Origin of the sequence: Virgibacillus sp. M23, from assembly GCF_034190895.1 — a bacterium.
GTDB lineage: Bacteria > Bacillota > Bacilli > Bacillales > Amphibacillaceae > Virgibacillus > Virgibacillus salarius.
In genome coordinates this window covers 1-25,025 of sequence record NZ_JAWDHA010000038.1, presented here as the reverse complement: position 1 = coordinate 25,025, position 25,025 = coordinate 1, and the positions used below count along the sequence as shown (strand labels likewise).

The 25,025-nt window shown below is 36.2% G+C and carries 27 protein-coding genes; 11 read left to right on the top strand and 16 right to left on the bottom strand.

Going from position 1 to position 25,025, the window contains the following annotated elements; translation table 11 throughout:
- Positions 1–76: 76 nt before the first annotated feature.
- From RVS70_RS14340 to RVS70_RS14330, 3 genes are all read right to left on the bottom strand, one after another.
- Entirely contained in the window at positions 77–1,834 is a 1,758-nt protein-coding gene (locus RVS70_RS14340; RefSeq protein ID WP_121604739.1) for an ABC transporter ATP-binding protein, read from the bottom strand.
- Between the two features lie 100 nt (positions 1,835–1,934).
- A complete protein-coding gene (locus RVS70_RS14335; RefSeq protein ID WP_026680502.1) occupies positions 1,935–2,462 on the bottom strand; it encodes a DUF402 domain-containing protein in 528 nt (175 codons plus the stop codon).
- Between the two features lie 165 nt (positions 2,463–2,627).
- Positions 2,628–2,801, bottom strand: coding sequence for a gamma-type small acid-soluble spore protein (locus RVS70_RS14330; protein WP_026680501.1), 174 nt, complete (start codon positions 2,799–2,801; stop codon positions 2,628–2,630).
- A 159-nt stretch (positions 2,802–2,960) separates the two neighbouring features.
- On the opposite strand from RVS70_RS14330, the gene RVS70_RS14325 reads away from it, so the two are divergent.
- Positions 2,961–3,137, top strand: coding sequence for a hypothetical protein (locus tag RVS70_RS14325; protein ID WP_162986376.1), 177 nt, complete (start codon positions 2,961–2,963; stop codon positions 3,135–3,137).
- Between the two features lie 405 nt (positions 3,138–3,542).
- Here RVS70_RS14325 and mutY read toward each other — a convergent pair whose 3' ends face one another.
- Positions 3,543–4,661 carry an A/G-specific adenine glycosylase gene (gene mutY / locus RVS70_RS14320; RefSeq protein WP_051388283.1) on the bottom strand — a complete coding sequence of 373 codons (1,119 nt, stop codon included), beginning with the start codon at positions 4,659–4,661 and terminating at the stop codon, positions 3,543–3,545.
- 194 nt (positions 4,662–4,855) lie between these two features.
- On the opposite strand from mutY, the gene RVS70_RS14315 reads away from it, so the two are divergent.
- Positions 4,856–5,842, top strand: coding sequence for a metal-dependent hydrolase (locus tag RVS70_RS14315; RefSeq protein WP_026680500.1), 987 nt, complete (start codon positions 4,856–4,858; stop codon positions 5,840–5,842).
- Between the two features lie 197 nt (positions 5,843–6,039).
- On the opposite strand, the gene RVS70_RS14310 is transcribed toward RVS70_RS14315, so the two are convergent.
- The gene (locus RVS70_RS14310; RefSeq protein WP_228089106.1) at positions 6,040–6,381 is read right to left on the bottom strand and encodes a YfhH family protein; all 342 of its coding nucleotides are present in this window, start codon (positions 6,379–6,381) and stop codon (positions 6,040–6,042) included.
- An 83-nt stretch (positions 6,382–6,464) separates the two neighbouring features.
- Positions 6,465–7,289, bottom strand: a complete 825-nt coding sequence (gene recX / locus RVS70_RS14305; RefSeq protein ID WP_026680498.1) for a recombination regulator RecX — start codon at positions 7,287–7,289, stop codon at positions 6,465–6,467.
- Between the two features lie 194 nt (positions 7,290–7,483).
- Between recX and RVS70_RS14300 the strand changes: the two genes are divergently transcribed.
- The 3 genes from RVS70_RS14300 (at position 7,484) to RVS70_RS14290 (ending at position 9,406) form a co-directional block, all read left to right on the top strand.
- Positions 7,484–8,371: a TIGR01777 family oxidoreductase gene (locus tag RVS70_RS14300; RefSeq protein ID WP_205389673.1), complete on the top strand. Its 888-nt coding sequence runs from the start codon at positions 7,484–7,486 to the stop codon at positions 8,369–8,371.
- A 287-nt stretch (positions 8,372–8,658) separates the two neighbouring features.
- Positions 8,659–9,216: a GNAT family N-acetyltransferase gene (locus RVS70_RS14295; RefSeq protein ID WP_321133788.1), complete on the top strand. Its 558-nt coding sequence runs from the start codon at positions 8,659–8,661 to the stop codon at positions 9,214–9,216.
- Positions 9,217–9,274: 58 nt separating this feature from the next.
- Positions 9,275–9,406, top strand: a complete 132-nt coding sequence (locus RVS70_RS14290) for a YfhE family protein (protein WP_321133785.1) — start codon at positions 9,275–9,277, stop codon at positions 9,404–9,406.
- Positions 9,407–9,783: 377 nt separating this feature from the next.
- Here the strand turns inward: RVS70_RS14290 and RVS70_RS14285 are convergent, their stop codons facing one another.
- The gene (locus tag RVS70_RS14285) at positions 9,784–10,095 is read right to left on the bottom strand and encodes a hypothetical protein (protein ID WP_026680495.1); all 312 of its coding nucleotides are present in this window, start codon (positions 10,093–10,095) and stop codon (positions 9,784–9,786) included.
- 150 nt (positions 10,096–10,245) lie between these two features.
- On the opposite strand from RVS70_RS14285, the gene RVS70_RS14280 reads away from it, so the two are divergent.
- The 6 genes from RVS70_RS14280 (at position 10,246) to RVS70_RS14255 (ending at position 14,342) form a co-directional block, all read left to right on the top strand.
- Positions 10,246–10,659 (top strand): helix-turn-helix domain-containing protein, encoded by a 414-nt coding sequence (locus RVS70_RS14280; RefSeq protein ID WP_026680494.1) that lies wholly within the window; start codon positions 10,246–10,248, stop codon positions 10,657–10,659.
- Positions 10,660–10,944: 285 nt separating this feature from the next.
- Positions 10,945–11,337, top strand: coding sequence for a GntR family transcriptional regulator (locus RVS70_RS14275; RefSeq protein ID WP_026679689.1), 393 nt, complete (start codon positions 10,945–10,947; stop codon positions 11,335–11,337).
- Positions 11,338–12,441 carry a DUF1648 domain-containing protein gene (locus tag RVS70_RS14270; protein ID WP_121604734.1) on the top strand — a complete coding sequence of 368 codons (1,104 nt, stop codon included), beginning with the start codon at positions 11,338–11,340 and terminating at the stop codon, positions 12,439–12,441.
- An 18-nt stretch (positions 12,442–12,459) separates the two neighbouring features.
- Positions 12,460–12,663 carry a PLD nuclease N-terminal domain-containing protein gene (locus RVS70_RS14265; RefSeq protein ID WP_026679691.1) on the top strand — a complete coding sequence of 68 codons (204 nt, stop codon included), beginning with the start codon at positions 12,460–12,462 and terminating at the stop codon, positions 12,661–12,663.
- Complete coding sequence (locus RVS70_RS14260; protein ID WP_205389668.1) at positions 12,664–13,572, top strand: ATP-binding cassette domain-containing protein; 909 nt, start codon at positions 12,664–12,666, stop codon at positions 13,570–13,572. It abuts the gene before it with no gap.
- Complete coding sequence (locus RVS70_RS14255; RefSeq protein WP_205389667.1) at positions 13,572–14,342, top strand: ABC transporter permease; 771 nt, start codon at positions 13,572–13,574, stop codon at positions 14,340–14,342. The genes RVS70_RS14260 and RVS70_RS14255 overlap by 1 nt, the downstream gene beginning before the upstream one ends.
- Before the next feature lie 372 nt (positions 14,343–14,714).
- Here the strand turns inward: RVS70_RS14255 and RVS70_RS14250 are convergent, their stop codons facing one another.
- The 9 genes from RVS70_RS14250 to pdaA form a co-directional block, all read right to left on the bottom strand.
- Positions 14,715–15,413, bottom strand: coding sequence for a hypothetical protein (locus RVS70_RS14250; protein ID WP_121604731.1), 699 nt, complete (start codon positions 15,411–15,413; stop codon positions 14,715–14,717).
- A gap of 6 nt (positions 15,414–15,419) precedes the next feature.
- Complete coding sequence (locus tag RVS70_RS14245) at positions 15,420–16,277, bottom strand: ABC transporter ATP-binding protein (protein ID WP_321133778.1); 858 nt, start codon at positions 16,275–16,277, stop codon at positions 15,420–15,422.
- A complete protein-coding gene (locus RVS70_RS14240; RefSeq protein ID WP_166530012.1) occupies positions 16,274–16,642 on the bottom strand; it encodes a GntR family transcriptional regulator in 369 nt (122 codons plus the stop codon). The genes RVS70_RS14245 and RVS70_RS14240 overlap by 4 nt, the downstream gene beginning before the upstream one ends.
- Before the next feature lie 438 nt (positions 16,643–17,080).
- The gene (locus RVS70_RS14235) at positions 17,081–17,260 is read right to left on the bottom strand and encodes a hypothetical protein (RefSeq protein WP_026679697.1); all 180 of its coding nucleotides are present in this window, start codon (positions 17,258–17,260) and stop codon (positions 17,081–17,083) included.
- A gap of 16 nt (positions 17,261–17,276) precedes the next feature.
- Positions 17,277–18,125, bottom strand: a complete 849-nt coding sequence (locus RVS70_RS14230; protein ID WP_034678201.1) for an SPFH domain-containing protein — start codon at positions 18,123–18,125, stop codon at positions 17,277–17,279.
- Between the two features lie 68 nt (positions 18,126–18,193).
- The gene (locus RVS70_RS14225) at positions 18,194–19,060 is read right to left on the bottom strand and encodes a ComEC/Rec2 family competence protein (protein WP_026679699.1); all 867 of its coding nucleotides are present in this window, start codon (positions 19,058–19,060) and stop codon (positions 18,194–18,196) included.
- Between the two features lie 471 nt (positions 19,061–19,531).
- Entirely contained in the window at positions 19,532–21,655 is a 2,124-nt protein-coding gene (locus tag RVS70_RS14220) for an ATP-dependent Clp protease ATP-binding subunit (RefSeq protein WP_321133774.1), read from the bottom strand.
- A 370-nt stretch (positions 21,656–22,025) separates the two neighbouring features.
- Positions 22,026–23,606 carry an acyl-CoA synthetase MbcS gene (gene mbcS, locus RVS70_RS14215; protein WP_026679575.1) on the bottom strand — a complete coding sequence of 527 codons (1,581 nt, stop codon included), beginning with the start codon at positions 23,604–23,606 and terminating at the stop codon, positions 22,026–22,028.
- Between the two features lie 360 nt (positions 23,607–23,966).
- A complete protein-coding gene (gene pdaA, locus RVS70_RS14210) occupies positions 23,967–24,758 on the bottom strand; it encodes a delta-lactam-biosynthetic de-N-acetylase (protein WP_281949394.1) in 792 nt (263 codons plus the stop codon).
- Positions 24,759–25,025 lie beyond the last annotated feature (267 nt).

Sequence of the window (25,025 nt, the reverse complement as noted above, 5' to 3'; positions counted from 1 at the left end):
AACTATTGGGCAAATTTTTTAATATCCTAGACTATGAAAAAAGATGCACATGCAAAATTTCTCATGTGCATCTGTTCTATAATGTCCCATCATCTAGATGCTGCACTTGGTATAGGTCATAATAATGTCCCTGCATTTTCATTAATTCATCATGCGAGCCAACTTCCTTGATCTCCCCATCTTCAATAAGAACAATTCGATCAGCATGCGTTATCGTAGCTAACCTGTGCGCAACAATAAATGTTGTTCGATTAGATGCGAGATGCTCCATCGCTTCTTGAATCGTATGCTCACTTTCCAAGTCAAGTGCCGATGTCGCTTCATCAAAAATTAGTAACGGCGGATTCTTTAAAAACACACGAGCAATTGCAATACGTTGCTTTTGCCCACCCGATAATTTCACACCACGTTCTCCTACTAAAGTATCGTATCCATTTGGCAGACTTTGAATAAATTCATGAGCATTCGCGGCCTTTGCTGCTTCGATAACCTCATTATCAGAAGCAGTCGGCTTTCCCATCCTTATATTCATGGCAATAGATTCACTAAATAACGTATTATCCTGTAAAACCATTCCAATCTTATCTCGAAGCGATCGGACTTTCATATCTCTAACATCTATACCATCTACTTTTATGGCACCAGCTGTTACATCATAAAAGCGTGGTATTAAACTGACAAGTGTTGATTTACCCCCACCACTCATACCAACAAAAGCAATTGTTTCGCCTTGTTGAACATGTAAGCTAATACTTTTTAATACTTCATTTTCTTCATCATCATACTGAAAGGATACATTCTCAATCATTACATCCCCTGCTACATGTTCTACTTCAATAGCATCCTTTTTATCAAAAATATCGTATTTTTCATTCATTAGTTCAAAAACTCTATCGATGGACGCAATGGATTGAACGAGTGTCGTAGATGAGTTAATGAGTCGTCGTAGCGGACTATAAACTCGCTCCATATAGCCAACAAATGCCACCATGGTCCCCATCGTTAAATTCCCATGAATTACTTGATACCCTGCATAAGCGATTACCAATAATGGTGCTAAATCGGTAATGGTATTCGTTACTGCAAATGTCTTTGCATTCCAATTTGTATGATCAAGTGCCTTGTTCAAAAAGTTACGGTTTCTAAACTCAAACTGCTCTTGTTCGTAATCCTCTAAAGCGAAGCTTCTTGTGACTGGCATTCCTTGTACCCTTTCATGTAAATGCCCCTGTACCTCCGCAAGAGCTTGGGATCGGTCACGAGTTAGCTGGCGTAGTCGTGCATAAAAATATTTTATGGAAAAACCAAAGAATGGGAATAAAATAATTGAAACAATCGTTAACCCAATATCCATTGTTAGCATAATCCCAATCGCAATCAGAATGGTTATAAGATCTAACCAGATATTCATTAAACCTGTTATGACAAAAGTCTTTGTCTGTTCGACATCATGTATTACCCGGGAAATAATTTCTCCGGTTTTTGTCTTTGAATAGAACTTTAGACTTAACTTTTGTATATGATCAAAAAGCCGATCGCGAATATCAAATAGAATGGTGTTGCCTACCCATTGCGCTAGATACTGTCGAATATATTCAATGGGTGGACGCAGAATAACGAAAATCGTAAAGGCTATTCCCATTATCCAAATTAACTGAGACGTCTTTTCAGCTTGATTCAAACCGTCATTACCAATAATATTGTCGATAACATATTTTAATATAAGCGGCATCAGTAAAGGTATACCAAATTTCACAATTCCCACAAGTACTGTCCAAATAATCTTCCATTTATATGGTTTTACAAACTTCATGTACTGTTTTATCGAACTCATGTCTAGAAACTTCCTTATCATTAGTATTCTCATTTCTATACGCATAACATCATAGCTACAAACAAAAGCCTTGCTACAAGCTTTGTAACAAGGTTTCTTATTAACGGTACGTTAAATATCTTTCATACCATTCATCGACAAATCCAGGAAGAAAAGGTCCCTTTTTTTGTCGAACCCAGCGTAATAAATATTCCAATTGTTGGTGCAATATACGATCAAGCACCCTCGGATAGTTCATTTGCTTTCGATGTTCTTCATATTCATCTTCATCTAATAAATCGAATGTCATATCGGGATAAACTTTCACATCTAAATCATAATCGATATATTTAATCGCATTTTCCTCAAAGATGAAGGGGGAACTAATATTGCAATAAAAATAAATGCCATCCGTTCGAAGCATACCGATAATATTAAACCAATATTTGGAATGGAAATAACAGATTGCCGGTTCCCTAGTAATCCACTTTCTTCCATCACTTTCTTTTACTTCTGTTTTATCATTTGCTCCGATGACAATTGTTTCCGTTCCTTTTAAAACTAGACTATTTTCCCATACACGATGAAGTTGTCCATTGTGTTTATAGCTTTGTATCTGAATTTTTGTTCCCGATTTCGGAGCAACCATTCAATCTCCCTTTCTTCTTGTCATCCGTTACTGACCATGCATTTATTATAATGGGAATAAGTCCAAATATAAAGTATTACGAACCATACACAAGAACATAAAATGCTCAAAAGATAAAAGAGCCCCCTTAAAGAAAGGGAGCTCTTAATAATTGGGGGGACGCAGTTACTTTTTGTTTTGCTGAGATTTTTGATTTTGCTGTTTAACTTCCTGAGCATTGGTTTGTTCAGCACCAAATTCAGTACCATACTGACCTTGCCCTTGAGCGGCTTGTTGGTTTTGTTGCTTAACCTTTTGAACGTTTGTACCTGCAGTAGTTTTGTTCGGTTTTTTAGCCATCAATATCACCTCCGCAATAATTAATTTGTCCACTAACACGTTTCTTTATCCAAATTTTATTTAGTAAAAAAAGCATGGTGTGGATGTTTTTACCAATATTGAATAGATACGAAATAAATACATATATTAAGGATAAGCATTGCTTTGGAGGCTGAAATAATGACCACATCGAAGAGAGACTTTACAGAGCTATCTATGATGAGTAAGACAAAGTGGAATGAGGAAGAATTAGTATACTTTCAGCATGCATTATCTCAGCTGCTACCATATATTAACCCTGAGGGCCTAACCATTCTGCATGAAATTAATAAAGAAATGCATAACCGACAAGAATAAAAAAAGCACAAGCGCCCGTATTAATCGTAGCGACTGGAGCGAGTCAATGGAGATAAAGGAATCACGGCGAGTTTGCGAGCCGCTGATGACTTAGCGTAGGGGCGTGAAGTCGCCGAGTTTCTGGGCGCTGGAGCTGGACGCGGCTTAACACGCCCATACTTTTCCACATGGGCTAATTTTATAATTTCCTACACTATAAAAGAAGGCGAGGCTAGGACAAAACACAACTTCTTACTCTAAATACGAATAATCATGTTATCAATAGGAGTAACATCGCTGCACCGTGAAACTATACTCGCCTTCCGCGGGCACGCCGGAGTCTCGCTTATTTCAGGTGCTAAATGAATGATTTTGATCAAACAACGAACGATAATTAATTTCAACTAATCATCGTTCGTTGTTTCTTCATTCTTTTGTCTCAGCCTCGCCAAGATTATGTGATATTTGATTAGCACCGATATACGTCATCATTTTCTGATGGGAAACTGGAAATGGATAATTGACTAACTCACACATATCCACTGCCTTTAATCTGTGGTCATCCATAACACTTATATTCGTTGTTGCCGTATAAATATCAAGTTGCCAAATAATATGTGAAAAAACATGCTTTAACTTCCCTTTCTTTTCCTGCAATTGAAGGGTAATACCGTACTCATTATAGAACCATCTTTCCAAATGTTCCCATCCTATTTCTTTTATTGGTACCATTGGAAATTGCCAAAGATTAGCTAATAATCCTTGATCAGAGCGTTTTTCAATGATAAACGTATCTGTTTCTTCATTTTTTATTAGGAGCACAACATATGGTATTGTTTTTTGTTTCTTTGCTTTCTTTTTAATTGGTAATTCTTCTTGCCTACCCTCAGCAAATGCCTGGCAATGCTCTTGAACTGGGCATAATAGACATGCCGGTGATTTTGGAGTACATATCAAGGCCCCAAGCTCCATAATTGCCTGATTAAAGGAGGATGGGTCTGATTCATCAATCATTTCTCGCACATAAGACTCAAATAATTTTTTTGTACGCTGCTGTGCAATATCATCCTCGATCAATAATAACCGTGAGAAAACCCGCATTACATTGCCATCAACCGCAGGTTCTGGTTGATCAAAGGCAATCGATAGGATAGCTCCTTTGGTATACGGGCCCACGCCTTTTAAGGCTCCTAAATCCTCTGGATTAGCCGGCACATTTCCATCATATGAAGCTACAACTTCCTTAACAGCGTTTTGTAAATTCCTTGCGCGGGAATAGTATCCTAACCCTTCCCAAGCTTTTAGAACATCCTGCTGATCAGCAGCTGCAAGTGCTTGGACAGTTGGAAACTTTTCAATAAATCGATAAAAATAAGGAATAACTGTATCTACCTTTGTTTGCTGTAGCATAATTTCTGAAACCCAAATTTTATATGGATCCTTATCTTTTCGCCAGGGAAGATCACGCTTATTGTTCTGATACCAATGTATTAGATCATTCTGGAATCCTGAAATGTCAATAGATTGTAGTTTTTTATCTCTCATAAAATCACATCCTGTATGGTACAATAAATAATATGAAATCTACGAATTCCATCGATTTACGAGGTCAACATCAGACAAAAATCGCAAAATCCGTAATTGTTTAATTGATGATACATCATAACGATAGCCCTTTACCGAAAACTTACAAATTAAAACTAGAAAACAGTATAGGCAACCTAAGGAGGGCCTGATCTATGGATACTGGTACCCATATTGTAATGGGTGTTGCACTAGGAGGATTAGCTACATTAGATCCAGTAGTTCACAATGATCCTATTTTATTTAATGCAGTACTTGTTGGAACCATCGCCGGTTCTCATGCCCCTGATTTTGATACTGTATTAAAATTAAAAGATAATGCGACATATATTCGACACCATCGAGGAGTTACTCACTCCATTCCCGCTGTAATTATTTGGGGAATATTAATTGCAAATATTATTCATCTGTTTGTTCCACAAGTGAATTTCTTCCACTTGTGGTTATGGACAGCTTTAGCTGTGGTTATTCATGTATTTGTTGATATATTTAATGCTTATGGTACACAGGCTTATCGCCCTTTCACAAGTAAATGGATAGCACATGGGTTCATTAATACCTTTGATCCCTATATCTTCTTCTTGCACATAGCTGGAATAGCCGCTTGGGCATTAGGTGCTCATCCAGGCTATACATGGATTACCATCTATGCGGTTATCTTTCTCTATTATATTAAACGATATATTGACAAAAGAAGCATCGTTAAGAGGATCAAAGCACACTACCCTGATGTTGAGCAAATTGCGACATCACCTACCATTAAACAAAACTATTGGCGGGTGGCAATAACAACAGATCAAAAGTTTTATGTTGGTAGCGTTGAAAATAATCATATTGAAATTGTTGATGAATTCAATAAAGTACCATTACCAGATACAAAAATAATGGAAATTGCTTTAGAAGATAAAAATATCTCTGCCTTTTTATCTTTTTCGCCGGTATATCGTTGGGAAATAAACGACTATGATGACTTCACAGAAGTCCGATTTATCGATTTACGCTACCGCTCAAAAGGACATTATCCCTTTATTGCAGTCGTACAGATTGACGAAAATATGGAAATAATTAGTTCCTATACGGGCTGGATCTTTTCAGAAAAAAAACTGCAAAACAAATTATATGTGGAAGAAAGTCCGATTTAAAAGGAGCTGCGCCTGGTCAGCTCCTTACCTTTAAACCTAAAATATTTACTACGATGCGCGAACGTTTTATCTGCCTGATGAGCCGAATTGCTCTTTTAGCGGATTCCGATTTCCAGTGCCCACAGTAATCATTCATTTTAGTTTGGGCATTTTTGTATTACATATATTTTATTTTATGAAGACCCGTGAAACACTGTTTATTTGTTTACGCTATTACCCAATAGAGAAATTGGGATAGCCTCTTCCTTTTCATAAAGTTCTCCAATAAGATTGATTCGATTGCCCCAGGCAAACACACCATTCATGTAATTGATTTTAAACGTAAAGCCCGGATCATTTTTTAATTCATACGTCTCTTGCTCATTAAAATCCTCAGGATTCAGTGTATACGCGAGCGCCACCTGCATTTTTCGTTCGTTTACAGCTACTTCTGAAATATTACCTAACTGCTCAGCTCTTTGGGCTTTTTCTTTCAATTTCCCTATTTCTTGTCTTAATTGCTCCAGTGAGTAATCACTATATCGATAATTGTTTGCCAATGTAATCATCCTTTTTTCAACGTTCCTTTATCATTCTACCAATTACCGAGTAGAAATGGAAACATACTGCTAAAGAAAATGCTTTAGAAATGATCTGATTCTTTATCATATTCATCAACAAACTGATGAATTAACTCAAAAGTAAATCCTTTTCTATATAAGCCTTCTTTTATCTTTTGCTTCAATTCATATCCTGTTAGCTTCTGCGAATGCTTTTTTAAAAGTTTTTCTCCCTGATAAATAATCGCGGTCCATTCTTCCGACACATCTTTTCCATCTCTACTTTCATCTAATACAGTCTGGATAATATCTTGTGAAAATCCTTTTTGCTGCAAGGTACCTTGTACGTTTTGCAGCTGCTTGCGGAAGGAATCCTTTCTCTTCTGTTGAAGTTTCTTTTGTACTAATTTAATAACCTTTTTGTATTGTGCTTCGTAGGTATATAACTGAATTGCTTCTTCAGCAAGTTTTGGAGCTACTCCCTTCTCCATCAGTTCTTTCTTTATAATCATTGGTCCTTTGGATGATGTATTCATCCTTGTCCGAACAAACATCTCGGCAAACTGCCGGTCATCAATAAGATTTTCATTAGATAACCGATCTAAGATCATCGAGATATGTTCTGGTTCAACTTCTTTTTGAAGCAAGTAATCATGAATTTCCTTTCTCGAACGCATTCGATAGCTTAGGAAATTAATTGCAAGAAGATATGATTTATAAACGATATCCTTTTTAAGGAGCTCGGTTATTGTAGCTTCATCCAGTTCCATCCCCTTCCGAAGCTGAAATTCGATAAGAATCGCTTCATCGATGCCAAAGCCAAAAGACTCTTTTTCTCCCTCACTTACATAAACATTATAACGTTGAGAATTTTTCTTTTGTGTCGTAATTCGGGTAATTTTTCTCATCATCACGCACCCCTTTTTTCCATCATACCAAATCATTAACCAGCATGCCTGTTGTTTTATCCGTCCATTACTCATTCTTCACAGACAAATATCTGCTTTTTTCTGTTAGGAGCGGTCGATCGAATAAATGAACTGTAAAAAATAGGATATTCGCATATAATAGAGATAACTAATTTGGAAGAAGGTGAAGCAAAATGAATATTCTAATTACTGGCGGTACTGGCTTTGTTGGAAAGGAACTAATGAGACATCTTCATGCTCATCAACATCATACGTACGTATTAACTAGATCACCTGAGAAGTATGTGAATACAGCTGATGCAACATTCATTGGTTATCATTACCCACCAGAGGAGTTGCCTTCTATTCAAGCAGTTGTTAATCTAGCTGGTGAATCTCTATTTGGATACTGGACGGAAACGAAAAAAAATAAAATATTGGATAGTAGAATACATACGACCGAGAGATTAATCACGTTTATTAAAAAACTATCGACGCTTCCTGATGTTTTTATCAGTGGTTCAGCAGTCGGTTACTATGGTATTTCAGACGACCTTATGTTCTCAGAAAAAACAACACAAGCAGGGGATGACTTCCTAGCAAAAGTAGTTGTGAAATGGGAAAAAACTGCGAAGCAAGCAGAAGAATTAGGTATACGTACGATCTATACTCGATTCGGCGTTATCCTAGGAAAAGAAGGGGCACTTCCTCTTATGAGTTTACCTGTAAAGCTTTTTGCTGGGGGTAAAATAGGAACTGGTGAGCAATGGCTATCCTGGATTCATATTGAAGATGTGGTTCGTATTATTGATTACTGTATTCATAACGAAGCAATAGCAGGTCCTGTAAATGTAACAGCACCTCATCCAAAGCAAAATAAAGTGTTCATGAAGACATTAGCAAAGGTATTAGCACGCCCATATTGGTTACCCGTCCCTTCATCCATTATGTATGTAGCAACTGGTGAAATGTCCCAACTTATTACTAAAGGACAGTACGTTATTTCGAATAAATTAGAAGAGCATCAATATCATTATTCCTTTCCATATTTAACAGAAGCATTACGTCATATTTATCGTTAAAAGCATGTCGATTTTTGCTCTCAAAAAACAATTCCATTTTAATCAAATCCAGTGTAAAATAATAGTACGTACAAAGTTTAAATTGAAAGAGTTGACGATAGCAAGACAATCATACTAGTTAAATAGGGAAGGCAAATGGTGCGCCACCGGCAATGCCGGTTCTAGTGGGTTCGATTCCCACCCCGAATTTTTGTTGAAAGCTAACTAAAAATTCGCGGGTGGGCAAACTTACTGGATTTCCATTTGGTTATTCATTATACCCACCTGAAAATAGGAGGGTATTTTTTATGCTTAAAGCACGAGATCTACATGAGGTGCCTGTATTATTTGAGTTATTAGTAAATCCAGCTGTTTTTCCCTATGTTCGGCACAAAGCAAATACCACTGATGAATACTATTTTATTACGAAACAAACAATGGAAGCAGAAGAAAGAGGAGAATTAATCTCACGGACTATTTTAGACGAGTATGGCAATCCAATTGGAACTATTAATTTATTTGATATCCAGGAAAACTATGGGTTTCTAGCTACTTGGATCGGGAAGCCTTATTTTGGTAAAGGCTATAATAAACAAGCAAAGGAACAATTTTTTAATGATATTTTCTCTAGCTCACCGATTGAGGGTGTATTCATGAAAGTCCGCAAATCAAATATACGTTCCTTAAAGGCAGTGTCAAAATTACCTTATGTTACATTGGCTAACGTTACGTATCAGGAAGTCTTTCATATGATAAATCTTGAAGCTGTAGTCTATGATTTATTCGTGGTAACGAAGCAACAATATTTATCTTATCAGCAGTTTTCTACAAACCCTCAGGAAGCCACTGAAGAAGAAGTCGGTTGATTTCTGTGTATAAATATATGTTACTTGTCCATACTAAAAAGAAAAGGACGGATTTGCCATGAAAAAACAGACTAGTGCATCTACGAGAGCAAAATTTTTGTCTAAAACGCAAGAGGTTTTATACCAAAAGGAATTCAAGCATGCGGATCAAATATATGATCAGCTATCTAAGAGAGGAAACCGAAGCTAAAAGGTTTCAACAGGCTGTCGAGCCTAGGAACTCGACAGCTTTATTTAATTACTTGTAGTGTTATATATCCGTTAGAACAGATTCGATAAAACCGTCTTTCTAATGAAGGTAAGCGAATTTCCCGTATGAGAAAAGAGAAAGTAGAACGTGAACTGCACGGGCAACGTTATTGTCGTTTGTGCAGCAAAAATATGTGCGTGAACAAGCATTACTCGTTTCAGCCAGCTAGAACATGAATAAGAGTATTTTCGGTGAAGGGCTCGCTTTCCTCACGAAAAACGAGTGCTACTCGTTCGTCCGCGCACAAAAAAAAAGTTTGTAGAATTTCTACAAGCTTTTTTTGCTATGTATCACACGTTCTATGCCATAAGTCCTATTCAATAATAAAGCTGCGGATGTAACTCCTTCTCTTCCACGAAAGATAACCAGGTTATAATCATTTGTTCAGCCTGAATCCTTGCTTCAGATTTTTCCTTCGCAAACCCATAGCCAACAATAATGTTTGTTGTCTCAAATGCTATTGCCGCCTGCCATATTTCCATTTTTTCTGCATTATAGACAAATACCATAACAGTATTATTACCCCTAACTTCAATTTCAAAATCATGATCCTTAAATATAAAACGTAGTATTTTACATTTAGTCAGACTCGTGATGGTTAAATGGTGCAGTATCATGCAACTAATCATTAACTATCCCTCCATTGATCTATATGAGAACATTTTACTATATGTGTATTTTAAGAACAAGAATGGAGCATTATAAGTTTTATAAACATGATAGGATGAGAGATACTAAAGCTTCATTTTTTCTAAATTTAACCAATCGAGTGTGGTCGCATGCGTGAACAAATTGCACATAATATTAAATTTCTTCGTGAACAGAATAATTGGACGCAAAAGGAGCTCGCTGAAAAGCTTTTAATCTCTCGCTCTGTTATTGCTAAATGGGAAAATAATTCGGTGACACCAGATATCATGTCTTTACTAAAACTTTCCGAAATATTTCAAGTATCACTAGATCATTTAGTTGGAAATTACTCCTTTCGTGATGATTTACTTAAGGAATTTAAACGGATTTACAGTTCATCTCCTAACTCATTTGATGAGGAAGCAGTTGAAATCGTTGAATACATCATGACGAATCCTGAATTTAAAAAGGAAATTTTTGAATTGAAACAATTATCTATTAAGAAGCAACATTCTATTCATAAACTGATAGCTGAACTTATTCAACAATATAAAAACATATGATAAAAGAGAACGAAATTACTTCGTTCTCTTTTTTATTCCACAATCAGCTATATCTACTTCTATCCAACCAAAAAACCCGTACCCCCTGTGAGTAATCCATCTTCACGAGATCTCAGTAGCTCGTTTCTTTGAGATGACAATAACACAGCTCGAACAGCACTTTTACATATTCCTTATTGCTCGAATTCAGAGACATTTCGATTCTCAACCTATTATATTTTCGTTGACACTAAGTTATATCTGTTATACATTAAATATAACAGATATAAAGGAGTGCCATGGAATGTGTTCATATCACTAGATTTTGAGTCTAAAGATCCAATATACCTGCAACTATCTCAACAAATCATTGAAGGCATTGCTAGAAGACAATTATGTCCTGGTGACACGTTGCCCTCCGTTCGCTCGTTAGCAGCGGATATCGGAATTAACTTGCATACTGTCAATAAAGCATATCAGCAACTTAAACAAGATGGGTTTCTTCATATACATCGTCAAAAGGGTGTCGTCATTAACCCAGATGGGGTACCAAAAGCAGATGATCAATATAGGTCGAAAGTGGAGCATGAGCTACACCCAATTATTGCTGAGAATATCTGTCGAGATTTGAATAAAGAAGAATTTCTTAACATGTGTTCACATATTTATTCAGAATTTACGAAAGATGGTGAATCCTAGATGAATAATATAACGTTAGTATTAATCGTTTTACTCGTGCCCATGTTTATATTTTTTATCTTCGTACCATATTTGACTAGAAAAACAGAAAGCTTTGGTGTATCTATTCCAGAGACTGTGTATTATACCCCAGAGCTTAAAAAAATGAGAAAACAATATGCTTATGCTATTAGCTTCCTAAGCGCCTTTGCTACAGGCATTTTTCTTATTACCGATATGATAACTGACTTAGAAGAATCAGCAGTTGGAATTCTGCTCGCCATTGTCATTTCTGTATTTATTCTACTTAGCTTTCTCAGCTATTACGTTTTCCATATAAAGATGAAACAGTTGAAAAAATTATCTAATTGGAAGCAAGAAAAATCACAGAAGGTTTACATTCATACCCAATTTCACCAATCTAAATTAAGATATTCCAATGCATGGTTTCTTTTTTCAATTATTATCGCAATAGCAACTATCATAGCTAGTATGATGTCCTACGCAAAATTCCCTGAACAAATACCGATGCAATATAATTTCCAAGGCGAAGTTACTAATTGGGCTGAAAAATCACACCGAACCGTGTTAGCAATGCCGATTATCCAGCTTTACTTAACGTTAATTTTCGTTTTTGTTAATACAATAATTGGTAAAGCTAAGCAGCAAATAAACGCTGAAAACCCGAATGAATCTATGCAACAGAATATACTATTTCGTAGAAGATGGTCTGCATTTACAATTATCGGCGGCATTCTATTAACCATTCTGTTTTCGATTGTACAATTCTCTTTTATGTATCCGATACCGCAAGCTTTAATGATTCGTGCAGCTATCCTTATTAGTATTGGATTAACCATCGGTGCTATTATCCTTTCCATTACAACCGGGCAAGGAGGCAGTCGGATTAAAGCTTCAAGCAAAGGTCAAGTAGAAGTAATCGACAAGGATGATGATCGTTACTGGAAGCTTGGACAATTTTATGTAAATAAAAACGATCCTACGATCTTTTTAGAGAAGCGATTTGGAATTGGTTGGACAATGAATTGGGGTAGACCACTTTCTTGGGTTATTGTTATCCTGTTCGTCCTGATCACGATCGGAATCGTATGGCTCGCAATATAAAAAGGGAGATAGGTTACTATGCAGGAAATGTTTGAATCCATAAACTGGGCGGTTATTACTCCGTTGCTAGTTATACAAGGAATATTATTAATCATTGCAATTATTGATTGGGCTAAGGTCGAAAAGACGAATGGACCGAGATGGATGTGGTTCTTCATTATTATCTTCATTTATACCATTGGACCGATTGCATATTTTATTTTCGGGAGGAGGCAACAATAGATGACATTATTAACAATCACAAATTTAACCAAGAAATTTAGTAATAAGCTAGCTGTTAACAATGTTAATTATACACTAACGCCCCAAAAATGCGTTGCGTTAATCGGGCCGAACGGTGCTGGTAAAACCACAATTCTAAGAATGTTAACTGGACTTCTAAAGCCTTCTTCCGGTGTCATACAATTTGCAAACAAACCAAAAAACGATGATGCTAGAAGCTTTATTGGGTACTTGCCTCAATATCCTGTATTTTATAATTGGATGACCGGAATGGAATTTCTTACATTTAGCGGGCAACTAGAAGGTTTAACTAAGCAAGAATCAGTAAAAAGAGCTACCTTTCTAATGGAAAAAATAGGAATTGCAAATACAAAAAACAAACGAATTGGTAACTATTCTGGAGGGATGAAGCAACGTCTTGGAATAGCTCAAGCAATTATTCATAGACCAAAGCTATTAGTTCTCGATGAACCAGTCTCCTCTTTAGATCCCATTGGACGTCGAGAAGTTCTTTCTCTTATGGAAGAGTTAAAACAACAGATGACTATTCTTTTTTCTACTCATATATTAGGCGATGCAGATGAGATTAGCGATGAATTATTGCTGCTTAAAGAGGGAGAAATTATTGAATCAGGAGAAATGCATGTCCTACGTCAAAAATATCAAACAGCCAAGATATCCATTCAATGCCATGAAAACCTGCCAATTTATCGTGATAAAATCTCTACTTTGTCCTCCGTACGAAATGTTTATATAGAAAGAGATACGATTCAGATTACCGCACATAATATCCAAAATGCCCGACAGGAAATTTTGCAAATCGCCTCTAAAGAACAATGGCCACTCACAAATTTCACATTACATCGTGCGTCCTTAGAGGATATGTTTATGAAGGTGGTGAACGAATAATGCATACTAAGGTTTTACTTCAAAAAGAGATGTTAGAGAATTGGCGAAACAAGAAATGGATTTGGGTACCACTCGTATTCCTTCTTTTAGCAATTATGGATCCAATCTCTAATTATTATCTTCCTCAGATATTAGAATCAATCGGTGGATTACCGGATGGAACTGTGTTAGAACTTCCTGAGTACGCTCCACAAGACATACTTTTAATGAGTTTAGGGCAATTTTCCAGTCTTGGTGTTCTCTTAATTGTGCTAATCTCTATGGGAACCATTGCAGGAGAACAAAAAAATGGTGTAATGGATTTGCTTCTTATTAAACCCATCTCCTACCGTTCGATTATTTTAGCAAAATGGTTTTCTCTTTTATTGCTTGTCTGGACTTCCTTGTTTCTTGGTATCACAGCAAGCTGGTATTATACGAATAGCTTGTACGGTGAAATCGAGTTTTTATCTATGTTACTTGTTACATTCTATTACGGTCTTTGGTTAACTTTAGTTGTAACCATTTCCATTTTTTATAATGCTATTATACAAACACCAGGTTTAGTTGCATTTTTAACAATCCTTACAACAATAATCTTAAGTATTGTTACTAATGTTTTTGGTACACATATAAAGTGGAGTCCTGTTAATTTATCAACTTATATTCATGAAATGCTTGTTCTCGGTTCTGTTACCTCCCAATTAATTGCTACTGCTTTTACAACGATTGTCCTTATCATAATCATTCTTTCTGTAGCTATTTATTGTTTTAAAAAGAAACAGCACTAACATAAAAAGGAACGGTTAGACTTGGAAATTCTTCTCGCTTTCTTAATCAGACGAATACACCGTGTCTTCTTCTCCAATAGCTTAGACTAAAATTGTCCGTCTTCATCAGGATTATCGCAGTTCCCCCATTGTTCACACAAGTCAAACAAAGGGATTGAACATAACAAACACGATTAATTCATTACACGAACAATGCACTACTATACCTCATAAAATATATAGCTCCTTGATAAACAAGAGCGATGTATCGCTGCCTTTCCTTCCATTTCCTGTAGAAGGAAAGACAGCGGTGAACGCCACATTGCGGAGCAAAGCCGATGGCTTGGAACGAATCTTCTTTTCTATAAATATAAGTGGAGCTTGGCACCTACCTTATCGCACCTTTATAATTGTTATTTGTTTCAAAAAGGCAAATGAGGCAAGATATAGCAGTAATCCAACTGCGAATAATTGGAGAAAGAATACCATATTAATATGCACAACTAGATCTACAATAAAGTCAATCAACCAGCCCTGAGCAATACCAAATAATAATACAACCGCAGCCACACCTAAGCTTATTCCACCACCTAAGAATCCATGTCTATAAAAAACCAATCCTAACATAAACATAAGTGACATTAAGAAAAAGATTAACATGACATCCATTCCTATTCGTATATACCACGTATCATTTACAAAATAGGCAAGATGTAAAAAGTAGAAATCTTCAATACCAATAACCTTTGTAAAAAATGAAATAGCTTCCTGTAGAATACTTGCAACAACTGCTTTTGTAATAGCTAGTAGGAAAAAGAAGATACCTATGCTAATAAAAATATTCTTTCGTGTTGCCCCCAATTTAATAGAAAATGGGATAAATTCTTTTACCACGTTAAAAGCTAAAATACTACAATATATATAAATTGGAGCCGTTAAACTAAAAGTCATCATTCCCCCATCAATGGCATCGAGATAAAAACCAAAGGCAATACAAACAACTAATATGGATAATAATACTGTCCAAAAGATCATCATTGAATGACGAATATCAACCAAAAAGAAATATAATAGTCCCTTTAACTGATTCATGGTTAATTAAGCTCCCCTCTTTTTCTCAGTTAGATGGATCATCAGCTCCTGCGTTGGAATTCCTTCGACCTTTAATCCCTGTTCTTCAGCCTCTTGCATACTTCCAAAGAGGTAGGCTGTCATCATCCCTGCCAACTGTTTCTTTTCAATTACTTCTTTACCTTTAATGAAGGCTTCTACATCCTCCACTTTTCCCGTCACAGCACATGTTTGTTCCCGAAGTACTTCAGCAGATTCTTGTAGTACAAGCCGTCCCTCTTGTAAAATCAGTACTTCTTCAAACATAAGACTTACTTCATCAATTAAATGCGTCGAAAAAATAATCATCCGCTTTTCGTTTTCGAATTCTTCTAACATTTGTTTATAGAAGTTTTTGCGTGCTGCTACATCTAATCCGATATATGGTTCATCAAAAATGGTAATCGGTGCTTTACTTGCCAAACCTACAATTATTCCAAGAGCTGATTCCATTCCTTTTGATAAGGTCTTAATCTTTGCCTGAGGTTTGAGATTATATTCATGAAGTAATTGTTCAGCAAGCTGCTGATCCCATTCTGGGTAGAAAAAAGCATAGATACGGATAACTTCCTTTATCTTTAACTCCCTTTTAAAATTATTACCTTCTTTAATTAAGCAAACCAATGAACTGAGCGTTTGATTATCAAATGGATTTTCACCATCAATCAATACCTCGCCACTAGTTGCTAAGATATTCCCTGCTAAAATATCCATGAAGGTCGATTTACCTGCACCATTTCTGCCTAACAATCCATAAATTTTTGGTCCTTTTAAAGTAAAAGAGACATTCTTTAATGCTTCATCAAGATGGTATCGCTTTGTTACTTTACGAACTTCAATCTTCATTCGTATCCCCCCTTATCTATCATTTCTCTTAATTCCTCCAGACTTATCCTAAGCTTTTTAGCCTCCGCTTTTAATGGAAGCATGTAATTTTCATAAAATGTTTGTTTTCTTTTTTTTATTAAAATTTCTTTAGCATCTTCTGTTACAAACATACCAACACCTCGCCGTTTAAATAAAATTTCCTCAGCTACAAGCGCATTAATCCCCTTAGCAGCAGTAGCTGGATTAATTTGATAATAGTTGGCAAATTCATTAGTAGATGGAACACGTTCCCCTGGCTTTATCGACTCATTAATGATTGCATCTTCAAGCTGTTCTCGTATTTGCAAGAAAATAGGTTTGCTTTCATCTAAACTGTTTTTCATATCATCACCTTGTTCTTTGGTTCATTACTTATGTAACTAACCATATAACTAAATCTTTAATTAGTCAATACATTTATTTAAAATTAGGTGTCTCGCCTAAAAATAAATTAGGAATTAACTTTTAATATTTCTCACTAATTACTCAAAGACTGGATTGAATCTACTTTCTAATGAAGATAAGGGGATTTATCATATGAGTAGAACGTAGCTTTACGGGTGCCCAAGAACTGCAAAGGCATGCTATGGTCGTGAGCTGGACGCGACTCAACACGCCTATATTTATCCACATGGGACAATTTTGTAATTTCCTATACTACAAAAAAAGCTTGTAGAAAACACAGTGGTTTCTCTACAAGCTGAAAGAAGCTGGGACGAAATTAAAATATTTTAGATAACGTTTCGGTTTTATATGGTTAAAATTCTTTCATCCTAGCCTCATCAATCTTCTCCAATTTTCTTATCTTGGCTTGTTGGCAATCTCCCTGCTTTTTTAGCAGCCTCTCGTAAGACATATTCTACGTGACTATTTACGCTGCGAAACTCATCCTTTGCCCAAATCTGCAATATCTCATATAACTTAGGATCTATCCGCAATGGAAAACTCTTTTTCTTCGGCATACTACCCCTCTTTTAATTATTGATATAGGGTTCCTGTATTAACGACAGGCTGTGTGCCATGGTCAGAAACAATCGATACAAGTAGATTATTTGCCATTGCTACACGACGTTCATCATCGAGCTCAACGGAACCATCCTGTTCAAGCTGTAAAATAGCATCTTGAACCATTCCTACGGCACCTTCTACGATTTGCTTTCTAGCTGCAATAATCGCACTTGCTTGTTGGCGTTGAAGCATCGCCTGAGCTATTTCTGTTGAATAAGCAAGATGTGTTAGACGGGCTTCGATTACCTTAACACCAGCAACATTTAACCGATCCTGAAGTTCTGCTGTTAATTCATTAGACACCTCTTGTGCATTACCTCTTAATGTTAGCTCAGCATCTGTAAATGTATCATAAGGGTATTTGGTAGCTACAGCACGAATAGCTGTTTCACTTTGTATTTCAACAAATTGTTCATAACGATCAACATCAAAAACTGCCTTAGCACTATCGACGACTTTAAATACGATAACCGCAGCAATTTCAATTGGATTCCCATTCACATCATTGACCTTCAAACGCTTACTATTAAAATTTCGTACTCGCAGTGAAATTGTTCTTCGTACTGAAAATGGCACAGTTATTACAATTCCTTCTCGCCGAATACTCCCCATATATTTACCAAGAAAAATAACAACTGCGGCTTGATTTGGTTGAACCAACGTAATACCACTACCTAACGTTATCGCAAGAATTAGACAGATTCCACCTAGTACGAATTGCTGCTGGAAAAAACTAAATACAGTTCCAGCTACTAATGCTGCAATAAGTAAAATCCCTATAAAACCATTAATTACCCACGCCTGTTTTTCTCGAATCATAATAATACACACCTTCCCCATACTTTCTATATCATTATGATATCATTTTTGTATATATTTGTAAATCGCTAACTTGCATCTAAATTATAAAATGGTTCTTTTTCTGGGAATACGAGATAATCTTCACCGTCTGTTCGAATAACTAAATTACCAAGTGCCCCTGTAGAATATATATTTGCATTTACCTTATAAAGATTCTTTATCACACGGTTAACTGGATGCCCATAATCATTTTCCTTACTATACGTTAATATTGCCGTTTGTGGACTCACGGCTTTAAGAAATCTAAGGGACGTACTTGTATTCGACCCATGATGGGCGACTTTCAAAATTTCTGCATCTATTTCTATGTTTTTCATTATTTCTTTTTCTTGTTCCATTTCTACATCACTCATTAATAAAAAGTCGACTTCCTTATAGCTAACCTTCAGTGCAATCGAAGATTGGTTATTGTTTTTTGATTTACCGTATGTGTTTAATACCTGGATACTTAGCAGCGGATCAACCAATAGTTTTTCGTGTAGTTTGGCTACCTTCACAGGAATAGCTTGTTTTCGTATTTCCTGTATATATTTTGCATACATCCGTGTTGTGTGTAACTTCCCAGAGTCTAATATTTTTGCCACCTTGATATGCTTCATCACATAGGGCAACCCACCAATGTGATCAACATCAGGATGTGTTGCTACAAGCAAATCAATTTTGTTCACACCCTGTTTTTTTAAATATTTCACTACTCGTTTCCCTGCATCTGGTGGACCTCCATCGATTAAGATATGTTTGTTTGCGGGCGTTTTTATTAGCATACTGTCTCCTTGCCCAACATCAATAAAATGCATCTGCATACCCGAAGATCCTTCACTATGTATGGAAACTATATGAACATTAAAAAGTGCAATAAAAAAAATAAATCCGATTGATAGCTTACTTTTAATCATAAAGACATCCTCTTTTTCAACTTAATATAGGTTTATTTTCTTACAAAAACAGCGGAATTATGAATAGCATTGATGTTAGTTTATGGGAGTTGTATGAGGAAACTATTCCTGCTGAATAGAGGATATAAAAGGTTTGCCAAGAGAAATACACACTTATCTTCAGAAAATGTGGCAAAGAGAAGGCTGGGACAAATGTAGTTAAGAAACAATAAAAAACGAGCGATAATTATTTAAATTAATTATCGCTCGTTTATTTGATTAAACTAATTCATTAGCTCCGTAATATGAGACTCCTTGAAAAAGAAGAACCCTTTTTCTGCGTGCGATATATCGCTGCTGAGGCCGTGCCCGCGAAAGCAAGTATATTTTTCATGGTGCTTCAATGATTTTCCTATTGACAAACATGATTATTCGTATTTATGAGTAAAGAAGTTGTATTTTGTCCCAACCCCTTTTCATTTATCTAACTCACGCCTTTTGCACTACAATTTCTTGATTGAAGACGTCTACTTTTACATTGGAAACATTATCATCTTCCAATATTAAGTCTGTTAATTGATCTTCGATTTTATCTTGGATTACTCTACGTAAAGGTCTTGCGCCAAAACGGCGGTCATAGCCAAGTCGAACCAATTCTTGTTTAGCTTCATTTGTAATCGTAATCGATAGATCATTTTCTTCGATTGTTTTTTGTAGATCAGCAAGCATAAGATCTACAATTTGCATTAGGTTTTCTTCGGTTAGTTCGTTAAATTGAATAATCGCATCGAAGCGGTTAAGAAATTCTGGTTTGAAATATGCCCCCAGATTCTCCATCGTAGATACAGATTCATGGGACTCCCTATTAAAACCAACATTCACTGTTTTAACACCTGTTCCAGCATTGCTCGTCATAATAATTACAGTTTCTTTAAAGCTAACTGTTCTTCCTTGCGAATCCGTTAAATGACCGTCCTCCATAATTTGTAGGAACATGTTTTGTACGTCTGGATGTGCTTTTTCTATTTCATCTAATAGAATAATGGAGTATGGGTTGCGACGTACTTTTTCCGTTAATTGACCCGCTTCTTCATGACCTACATAGCCTGGAGGTGAACCAATGATTTTTGATACAGCATGTTTCTCCATATACTCACTCATATCAAGACGGATTAACGAATCTCTGGAGCCAAATAATTCTTCCGCTAAGGCTTTTGTTAGTTCTGTTTTACCAACACCAGTTGGTCCAACGAAAAGGAAAGAACCAATTGGTCGATAATTTGATTTTAAGCCTGCTCGACTACGACGAATCGCTTTGGCAACTTTATCTACAGCTACATCTTGTCCAATCACTTTTGCACTTAGGTTTTCACCAATGTTTTTCATTTTTTCTTGTTCATCAGCTTGAAGCTTTGTAACAGGTATCCCAGTTTTTTCTTCAACAATCAATTGAATATCGGAAATATCTACATCGATAATTTGTTCTTCATCTTTCGCTTTATCTAGTTGTTTTTGCAACTGTATTTCTTGATATCTTAAATTTGCAGCACGTTCATAATCTTCTCTTTCAGCAGCTTCTTCTTTCTCTTTAATAATTTCTTCTAATCGTTGGTTTATTGTATCAGAGTCTTTCGAAGCATTAGCTAGATTCAAACGTGAACCAACTTCATCCATCAAATCAATCGCTTTATCAGGCAAGTAACGATCTTGAATATATCGTTTTGAAAGTGTTACAAATGCCCGAATAGCTTCATCAGAATAACGAACCTCATGGAATTTCTCATAACGATCCTTAATACCCTGTAATATCTGAACTGCTTCTTCACTTGAAGGTTCTTTTACAATGATGGGCTGTAATCTACGTTCTAGTGCCGCATCTTTCTCAATTTGACGATATTCTTTTAATGTTGTAGCACCAATTAATTGTAATTCACCTCTGGCTAGTGCAGGTTTTAAAATATTTCCTGCATCCATTTGCGAGCTTTCTGCAGTGCCTGCTCCAACTAATAGGTGTATTTCATCAACAAATAAGATAACATCTTGACGTTCTTGTAATTCGTTAATTAATTGTTTCATACGTTCTTCAAATTGACCACGAACACCCGTATTAGCAACAAGTGATGCCACATCTAGCATATAAATTTCTTTATTGATTAATTTTGTAGGCACATCTCCTTCTGTAATTTTAAGTGCCAAGCCTTCTGCAATCGCAGTTTTACCAACACCAGGCTCTCCTATTAATACGGGATTATTTTTATTTCTACGATTTAAAGTTTCAACAACTCGTTTGACTTCTTTATCTCTGCCGATTACCGGATCAATCAAACCAGCCCTTGCTGCATGTGTTACGTTTTTTGCAAGCTGATCAATTAATCCATTACCTCGGTTTCCGTTTTTTTGTTTTGTTCTTGTCCCCATTTTCGGAGATCCATTCGCTTGAAAACCATTCATATGTTCAAATGGGGATTGTGAGAAGAAGTCATTGGAATTCATCATTTGCCCTTGGATTTCACGAAAGCATTCATTACATAGGTGCATTTGCATATGCTGACTATTGATATTCATTGCAACATTAATGCTAGCTTCGTTTTGTTTACAGTTTTGACAAAGCATTTCCATTCCTCCTTAGAAATATGTTTATTGTAATCATTAAAAGTTTGACTTTGACTATATTTGACCTTTGACTATTATTATACTCTGACCTTTTTTGACTTTCAAGCATTTTGATTAATTTTTTTTACGATGCTCACTAGTAACATTCCCACATAAATGAGTTTATAAAACATGGCTATGCGAAGGAACAAAAGCGAAAGCACCCGATTAGAAACGTAGCGACTGGAGCGAGCCAGCGGAGAGTGCTTGCGAGTCAATGATGACTTATCAAAGGGCGATTCGTGAAATCGCCTAGTTTCTGGACAGCTGACTCCTTTTATAATTTCCTAGACTACAAAAAAGAGAGCATATGAGCCCTCTTTAACCATTTCTATTCATTTACCTTGAATTTTTCTCGATTACGTAATTCAACTCTTCTTGTTTTCCCAGAAGTAGTCTTTGGTAATTCATCAATAAATTCAATTTCTCTTGGATATTTATATGGACCAGTTAAAGTTTTAACATGCTCTTGCAACTCCTTGACTAACTCTGATCCTATTGCTTGAGATTGACGTAACACCACAAAGGCTTTTACAATGTTCCCCCGTATTTCATCGGGACTTGCTACAACAGCACATTCTTGGACAGATGGATGCTTAACCAATGCATCCTCTACTTCAAAAGGACCAATTGTATATCCTGAACTAATAATGATATCATCGCTTCTTCCTTCAAACCAGAAATAACCTTCCTCATCCTTAGAAGCCTGATCTCCTGTCACATAGTAATCGCCACGTCTTGACATAGAAGTCCGTTCTGTATCTTGATAATACTCTCGAAACAAGGCTGGGCAATCGAGCTTTACTGCAATATCGCCAATCTCCCCAACTTGAACGGGAATACCATTTTCATCAATAATATCGACCTCATTACCCGGAGTTGGTTTTCCCATTGACCCTGGTCTCACATCCATATTCTTCATAAATCCAAGTAGTAATGTGTTCTCCGTTTGTCCATACCCATCACGAACCGTTACATTAAAATAATGCTGAAATGTATTGATTACCTCCACATTCAATGGCTCACCAGCCGAAACAGCACTATGTAAGGCAGGAAGCTCGTATTCTTCCAAATTGTCGAGTTTTGCCATGATTCGGTATTCCGTAGGTGTGCAGCAAAGTACATTAATTTCTTGTTCCTGCAGTAACTGTAGATATTTTTCCGCGTCAAATTTTCCATGATAAATAAATCCTGTTGCTCCTGAACCTAACACAGATAATAATGGGCTCCAAACCCATTTCTGCCATCCTGGACCAGCTGTTGCCCAAACCTTATCTCCTTCGTTTATTGCTAGCCAGTTTTTTGCAGCTGTTTTCAGATGAGCATATCCCCAGCCATGTGTATGCACTACACCTTTGGGATTGCCAGTTGTTCCTGACGTATACGGTAAAAACGCAATATCATCTTTACAGGTTAATGCCAATTCTAATTGATCTGATGCATCTTCCATTAATCCTTCAAGAAAAAGCCAACCATCCACAGGCTCACCAATTACAATTTTTTGTAACTGATCATATTCGCTAATACCATAATATTGTTCAACATACGGATAATAACTTACAACTCCACGAACCCCTCCATGTGTAACACGATACTGTAAATCCTTTGTCTTCAGCATTTCTGAGCTTGGAATAATAATGATTCCTGTTTTAAGAGCTGCTAAATAGACCTCATAAGCTTTTACCAAGCGAGGTATCATCACAAGAATTTTGTCTCCTTTTTGCAAGCCACTCTCCAAGAAAGCGTTTCCAATTTTATTTACATTCCGCATTAATTCACTATATGTAATTTCCTTATGAACTCCACCTTCATTTTCCCAAATCAAGGCAACTTTAGTTGGGTCATTTGCATGACGTTCCATTTCCATGACAATATTATAATTATATGGAGCAATCAGATCTTCTTTATTCATAATGTCCAACTCCTTGTATGCTTTTCATCAGTATATCAAAAGTTTGGAAAATTATAAATAAAATATTATTAAGTTACGATCTGAGTAGGAACAAAAATAACTACCTCAAAAGTCAATGATAAAGTGAAACATTAATTAGTGAGTGGATAAGATCACCCGTCGATGACCTTACCCACTAATCTTATTATTTTTATATAGAACGTCTGTCTCAGCTTTCTTCTAAGCAGCTGATTTTCGTGGGTAATGGTTCAGGCTCCTTTGAGTAACTTTACTAACGACGAAGCATCGCCTCTGTTACTCTCTCTACCGACGTTCGCATTTCTATTCACTGTATTTTATAGAATATCTATTTAAGCTGACTTATAGCCCATAGATTGCTTTTGGTAATTGATCCTTTAGGACAAGATCATCCAAACTTTTAAAGCGATATCCTTGCTTTTTTAATTCGGTAATTATACGATCAAGTGCTTCAGCATTATCCGATGAAACCGTATGCAATAAAATAATTGCACCAGGATGTACCTGATCCATCGTCTGTTCGAATGCATACTTCCAGCCCTTTTGCTTCTTTGTCTCCCAGTCCTTGAATGCCAACGACCAAAAAATATGAATATAGCCTAGTTCTTTCGACCATTTTAATGTATTCTCGTTAAACATACCTCTTGGAGGTCGGAGATATTTTATTTCTTTCTGATCAGATACTTCAGCTACTGCATCTTCCAATGTTTCCAGTTCTTCTTTAATTGCCTCTTTATCCATAATAGAGAAATCAGGATGATGATAGGAATGATTTCCTACGATATGTCCCTCATCAACCATACGCTTTACTAAGTCTGGTTCGCTTTCCACATAGTGACCCGTTACAAAAAACGTTGCTGGTACTTGTTGTTTTTTTAATACATTTAATATATTATCTGTGTATCCCTGTTCATAACCATTATCAAATGTCAGATAAATTGTTTTTTCTCCAGTGTTATCTACATAATAAGCACCATATTTTTTAAGCATGTCTTGATATTCACCGATATCAGGGAGCTTATGATCACTATTCTTCTTATACCCCCAGCCATAGCCATTCGCTGAAACGGATGGCAACATATCAAAAGAAACAATCAGAAAAACAAGGACTGTCAGCATCATGTATTTTTTCATATTACCCCACCTGTTTTTCTTTTTACTATCTCCTTTACTACATATTTTTATTCTATCGTTAAAGATTACACTTTTGCTTTTAGTGAAGTCTCCTGTTCCAATAAAAACAGGTGTTTATGGAATCCATCATAAGAAAAACGGAGCAAAATTCGCTCAGTCCGTATCACTAAATGCTCAGATTTACGCTTCCTCTAGTAGCTATTATGGAATAATAGCTACTGCTTGACCACCACTCCGGCTGCCCACTTCCCTTTCCGTGGGGTTTGT

Coding starts and splice junctions, on each gene's coding strand:
- RVS70_RS14300 (WP_205389673.1), top strand. CDS start 7,484: ATGAATATTCTAATTACTGGCGGTACTGGCTTTGTTGGAAAGGAACTA.
- RVS70_RS14235 (WP_026679697.1), bottom strand. CDS start 17,260: ATGCCGAAGAAAAAGAGTTTTCCATTGCGGATAGATCCTAAGTTATAT.
- RVS70_RS14295 (WP_321133788.1), top strand. CDS start 8,659: ATGCTTAAAGCACGAGATCTACATGAGGTGCCTGTATTATTTGAGTTA.
- RVS70_RS14230 (WP_034678201.1), bottom strand. CDS start 18,125: ATGATTCGAGAAAAACAGGCGTGGGTAATTAATGGTTTTATAGGGATT.
- RVS70_RS14245 (WP_321133778.1), bottom strand. CDS start 16,277: ATGAAGATTGAAGTTCGTAAAGTAACAAAGCGATACCATCTTGATGAA.
- RVS70_RS14285 (WP_026680495.1), bottom strand. CDS start 10,095: ATGATTAGTTGCATGATACTGCACCATTTAACCATCACGAGTCTGACT.
- RVS70_RS14330 (WP_026680501.1), bottom strand. CDS start 2,801: ATGGCTAAAAAACCGAACAAAACTACTGCAGGTACAAACGTTCAAAAG.
- RVS70_RS14280 (WP_026680494.1), top strand. CDS start 10,246: ATGCGTGAACAAATTGCACATAATATTAAATTTCTTCGTGAACAGAAT.
- RVS70_RS14220 (WP_321133774.1), bottom strand. CDS start 21,655: ATGCTTTGTCAAAACTGTAAACAAAACGAAGCTAGCATTAATGTTGCA.
- RVS70_RS14255 (WP_205389667.1), top strand. CDS start 13,572: ATGCATACTAAGGTTTTACTTCAAAAAGAGATGTTAGAGAATTGGCGA.
- RVS70_RS14340 (WP_121604739.1), bottom strand. CDS start 1,834: ATGAGTTCGATAAAACAGTACATGAAGTTTGTAAAACCATATAAATGG.
- RVS70_RS14315 (WP_026680500.1), top strand. CDS start 4,856: ATGGATACTGGTACCCATATTGTAATGGGTGTTGCACTAGGAGGATTA.
- RVS70_RS14240 (WP_166530012.1), bottom strand. CDS start 16,642: ATGAAAAACAGTTTAGATGAAAGCAAACCTATTTTCTTGCAAATACGA.
- RVS70_RS14270 (WP_121604734.1), top strand. CDS start 11,338: ATGAATAATATAACGTTAGTATTAATCGTTTTACTCGTGCCCATGTTT.
- RVS70_RS14260 (WP_205389668.1), top strand. CDS start 12,664: ATGACATTATTAACAATCACAAATTTAACCAAGAAATTTAGTAATAAG.
- RVS70_RS14290 (WP_321133785.1), top strand. CDS start 9,275: ATGAAAAAACAGACTAGTGCATCTACGAGAGCAAAATTTTTGTCTAAA.
- mbcS (WP_026679575.1), bottom strand. CDS start 23,606: ATGAATAAAGAAGATCTGATTGCTCCATATAATTATAATATTGTCATG.
- RVS70_RS14325 (WP_162986376.1), top strand. CDS start 2,961: ATGACCACATCGAAGAGAGACTTTACAGAGCTATCTATGATGAGTAAG.
- mutY (WP_051388283.1), bottom strand. CDS start 4,661: ATGAGAGATAAAAAACTACAATCTATTGACATTTCAGGATTCCAGAAT.
- RVS70_RS14265 (WP_026679691.1), top strand. CDS start 12,460: ATGCAGGAAATGTTTGAATCCATAAACTGGGCGGTTATTACTCCGTTG.
- pdaA (WP_281949394.1), bottom strand. CDS start 24,758: ATGAAAAAATACATGATGCTGACAGTCCTTGTTTTTCTGATTGTTTCT.
- RVS70_RS14335 (WP_026680502.1), bottom strand. CDS start 2,462: ATGGTTGCTCCGAAATCGGGAACAAAAATTCAGATACAAAGCTATAAA.
- recX (WP_026680498.1), bottom strand. CDS start 7,289: ATGAGAAAAATTACCCGAATTACGACACAAAAGAAAAATTCTCAACGT.
- RVS70_RS14250 (WP_121604731.1), bottom strand. CDS start 15,413: ATGAATCAGTTAAAGGGACTATTATATTTCTTTTTGGTTGATATTCGT.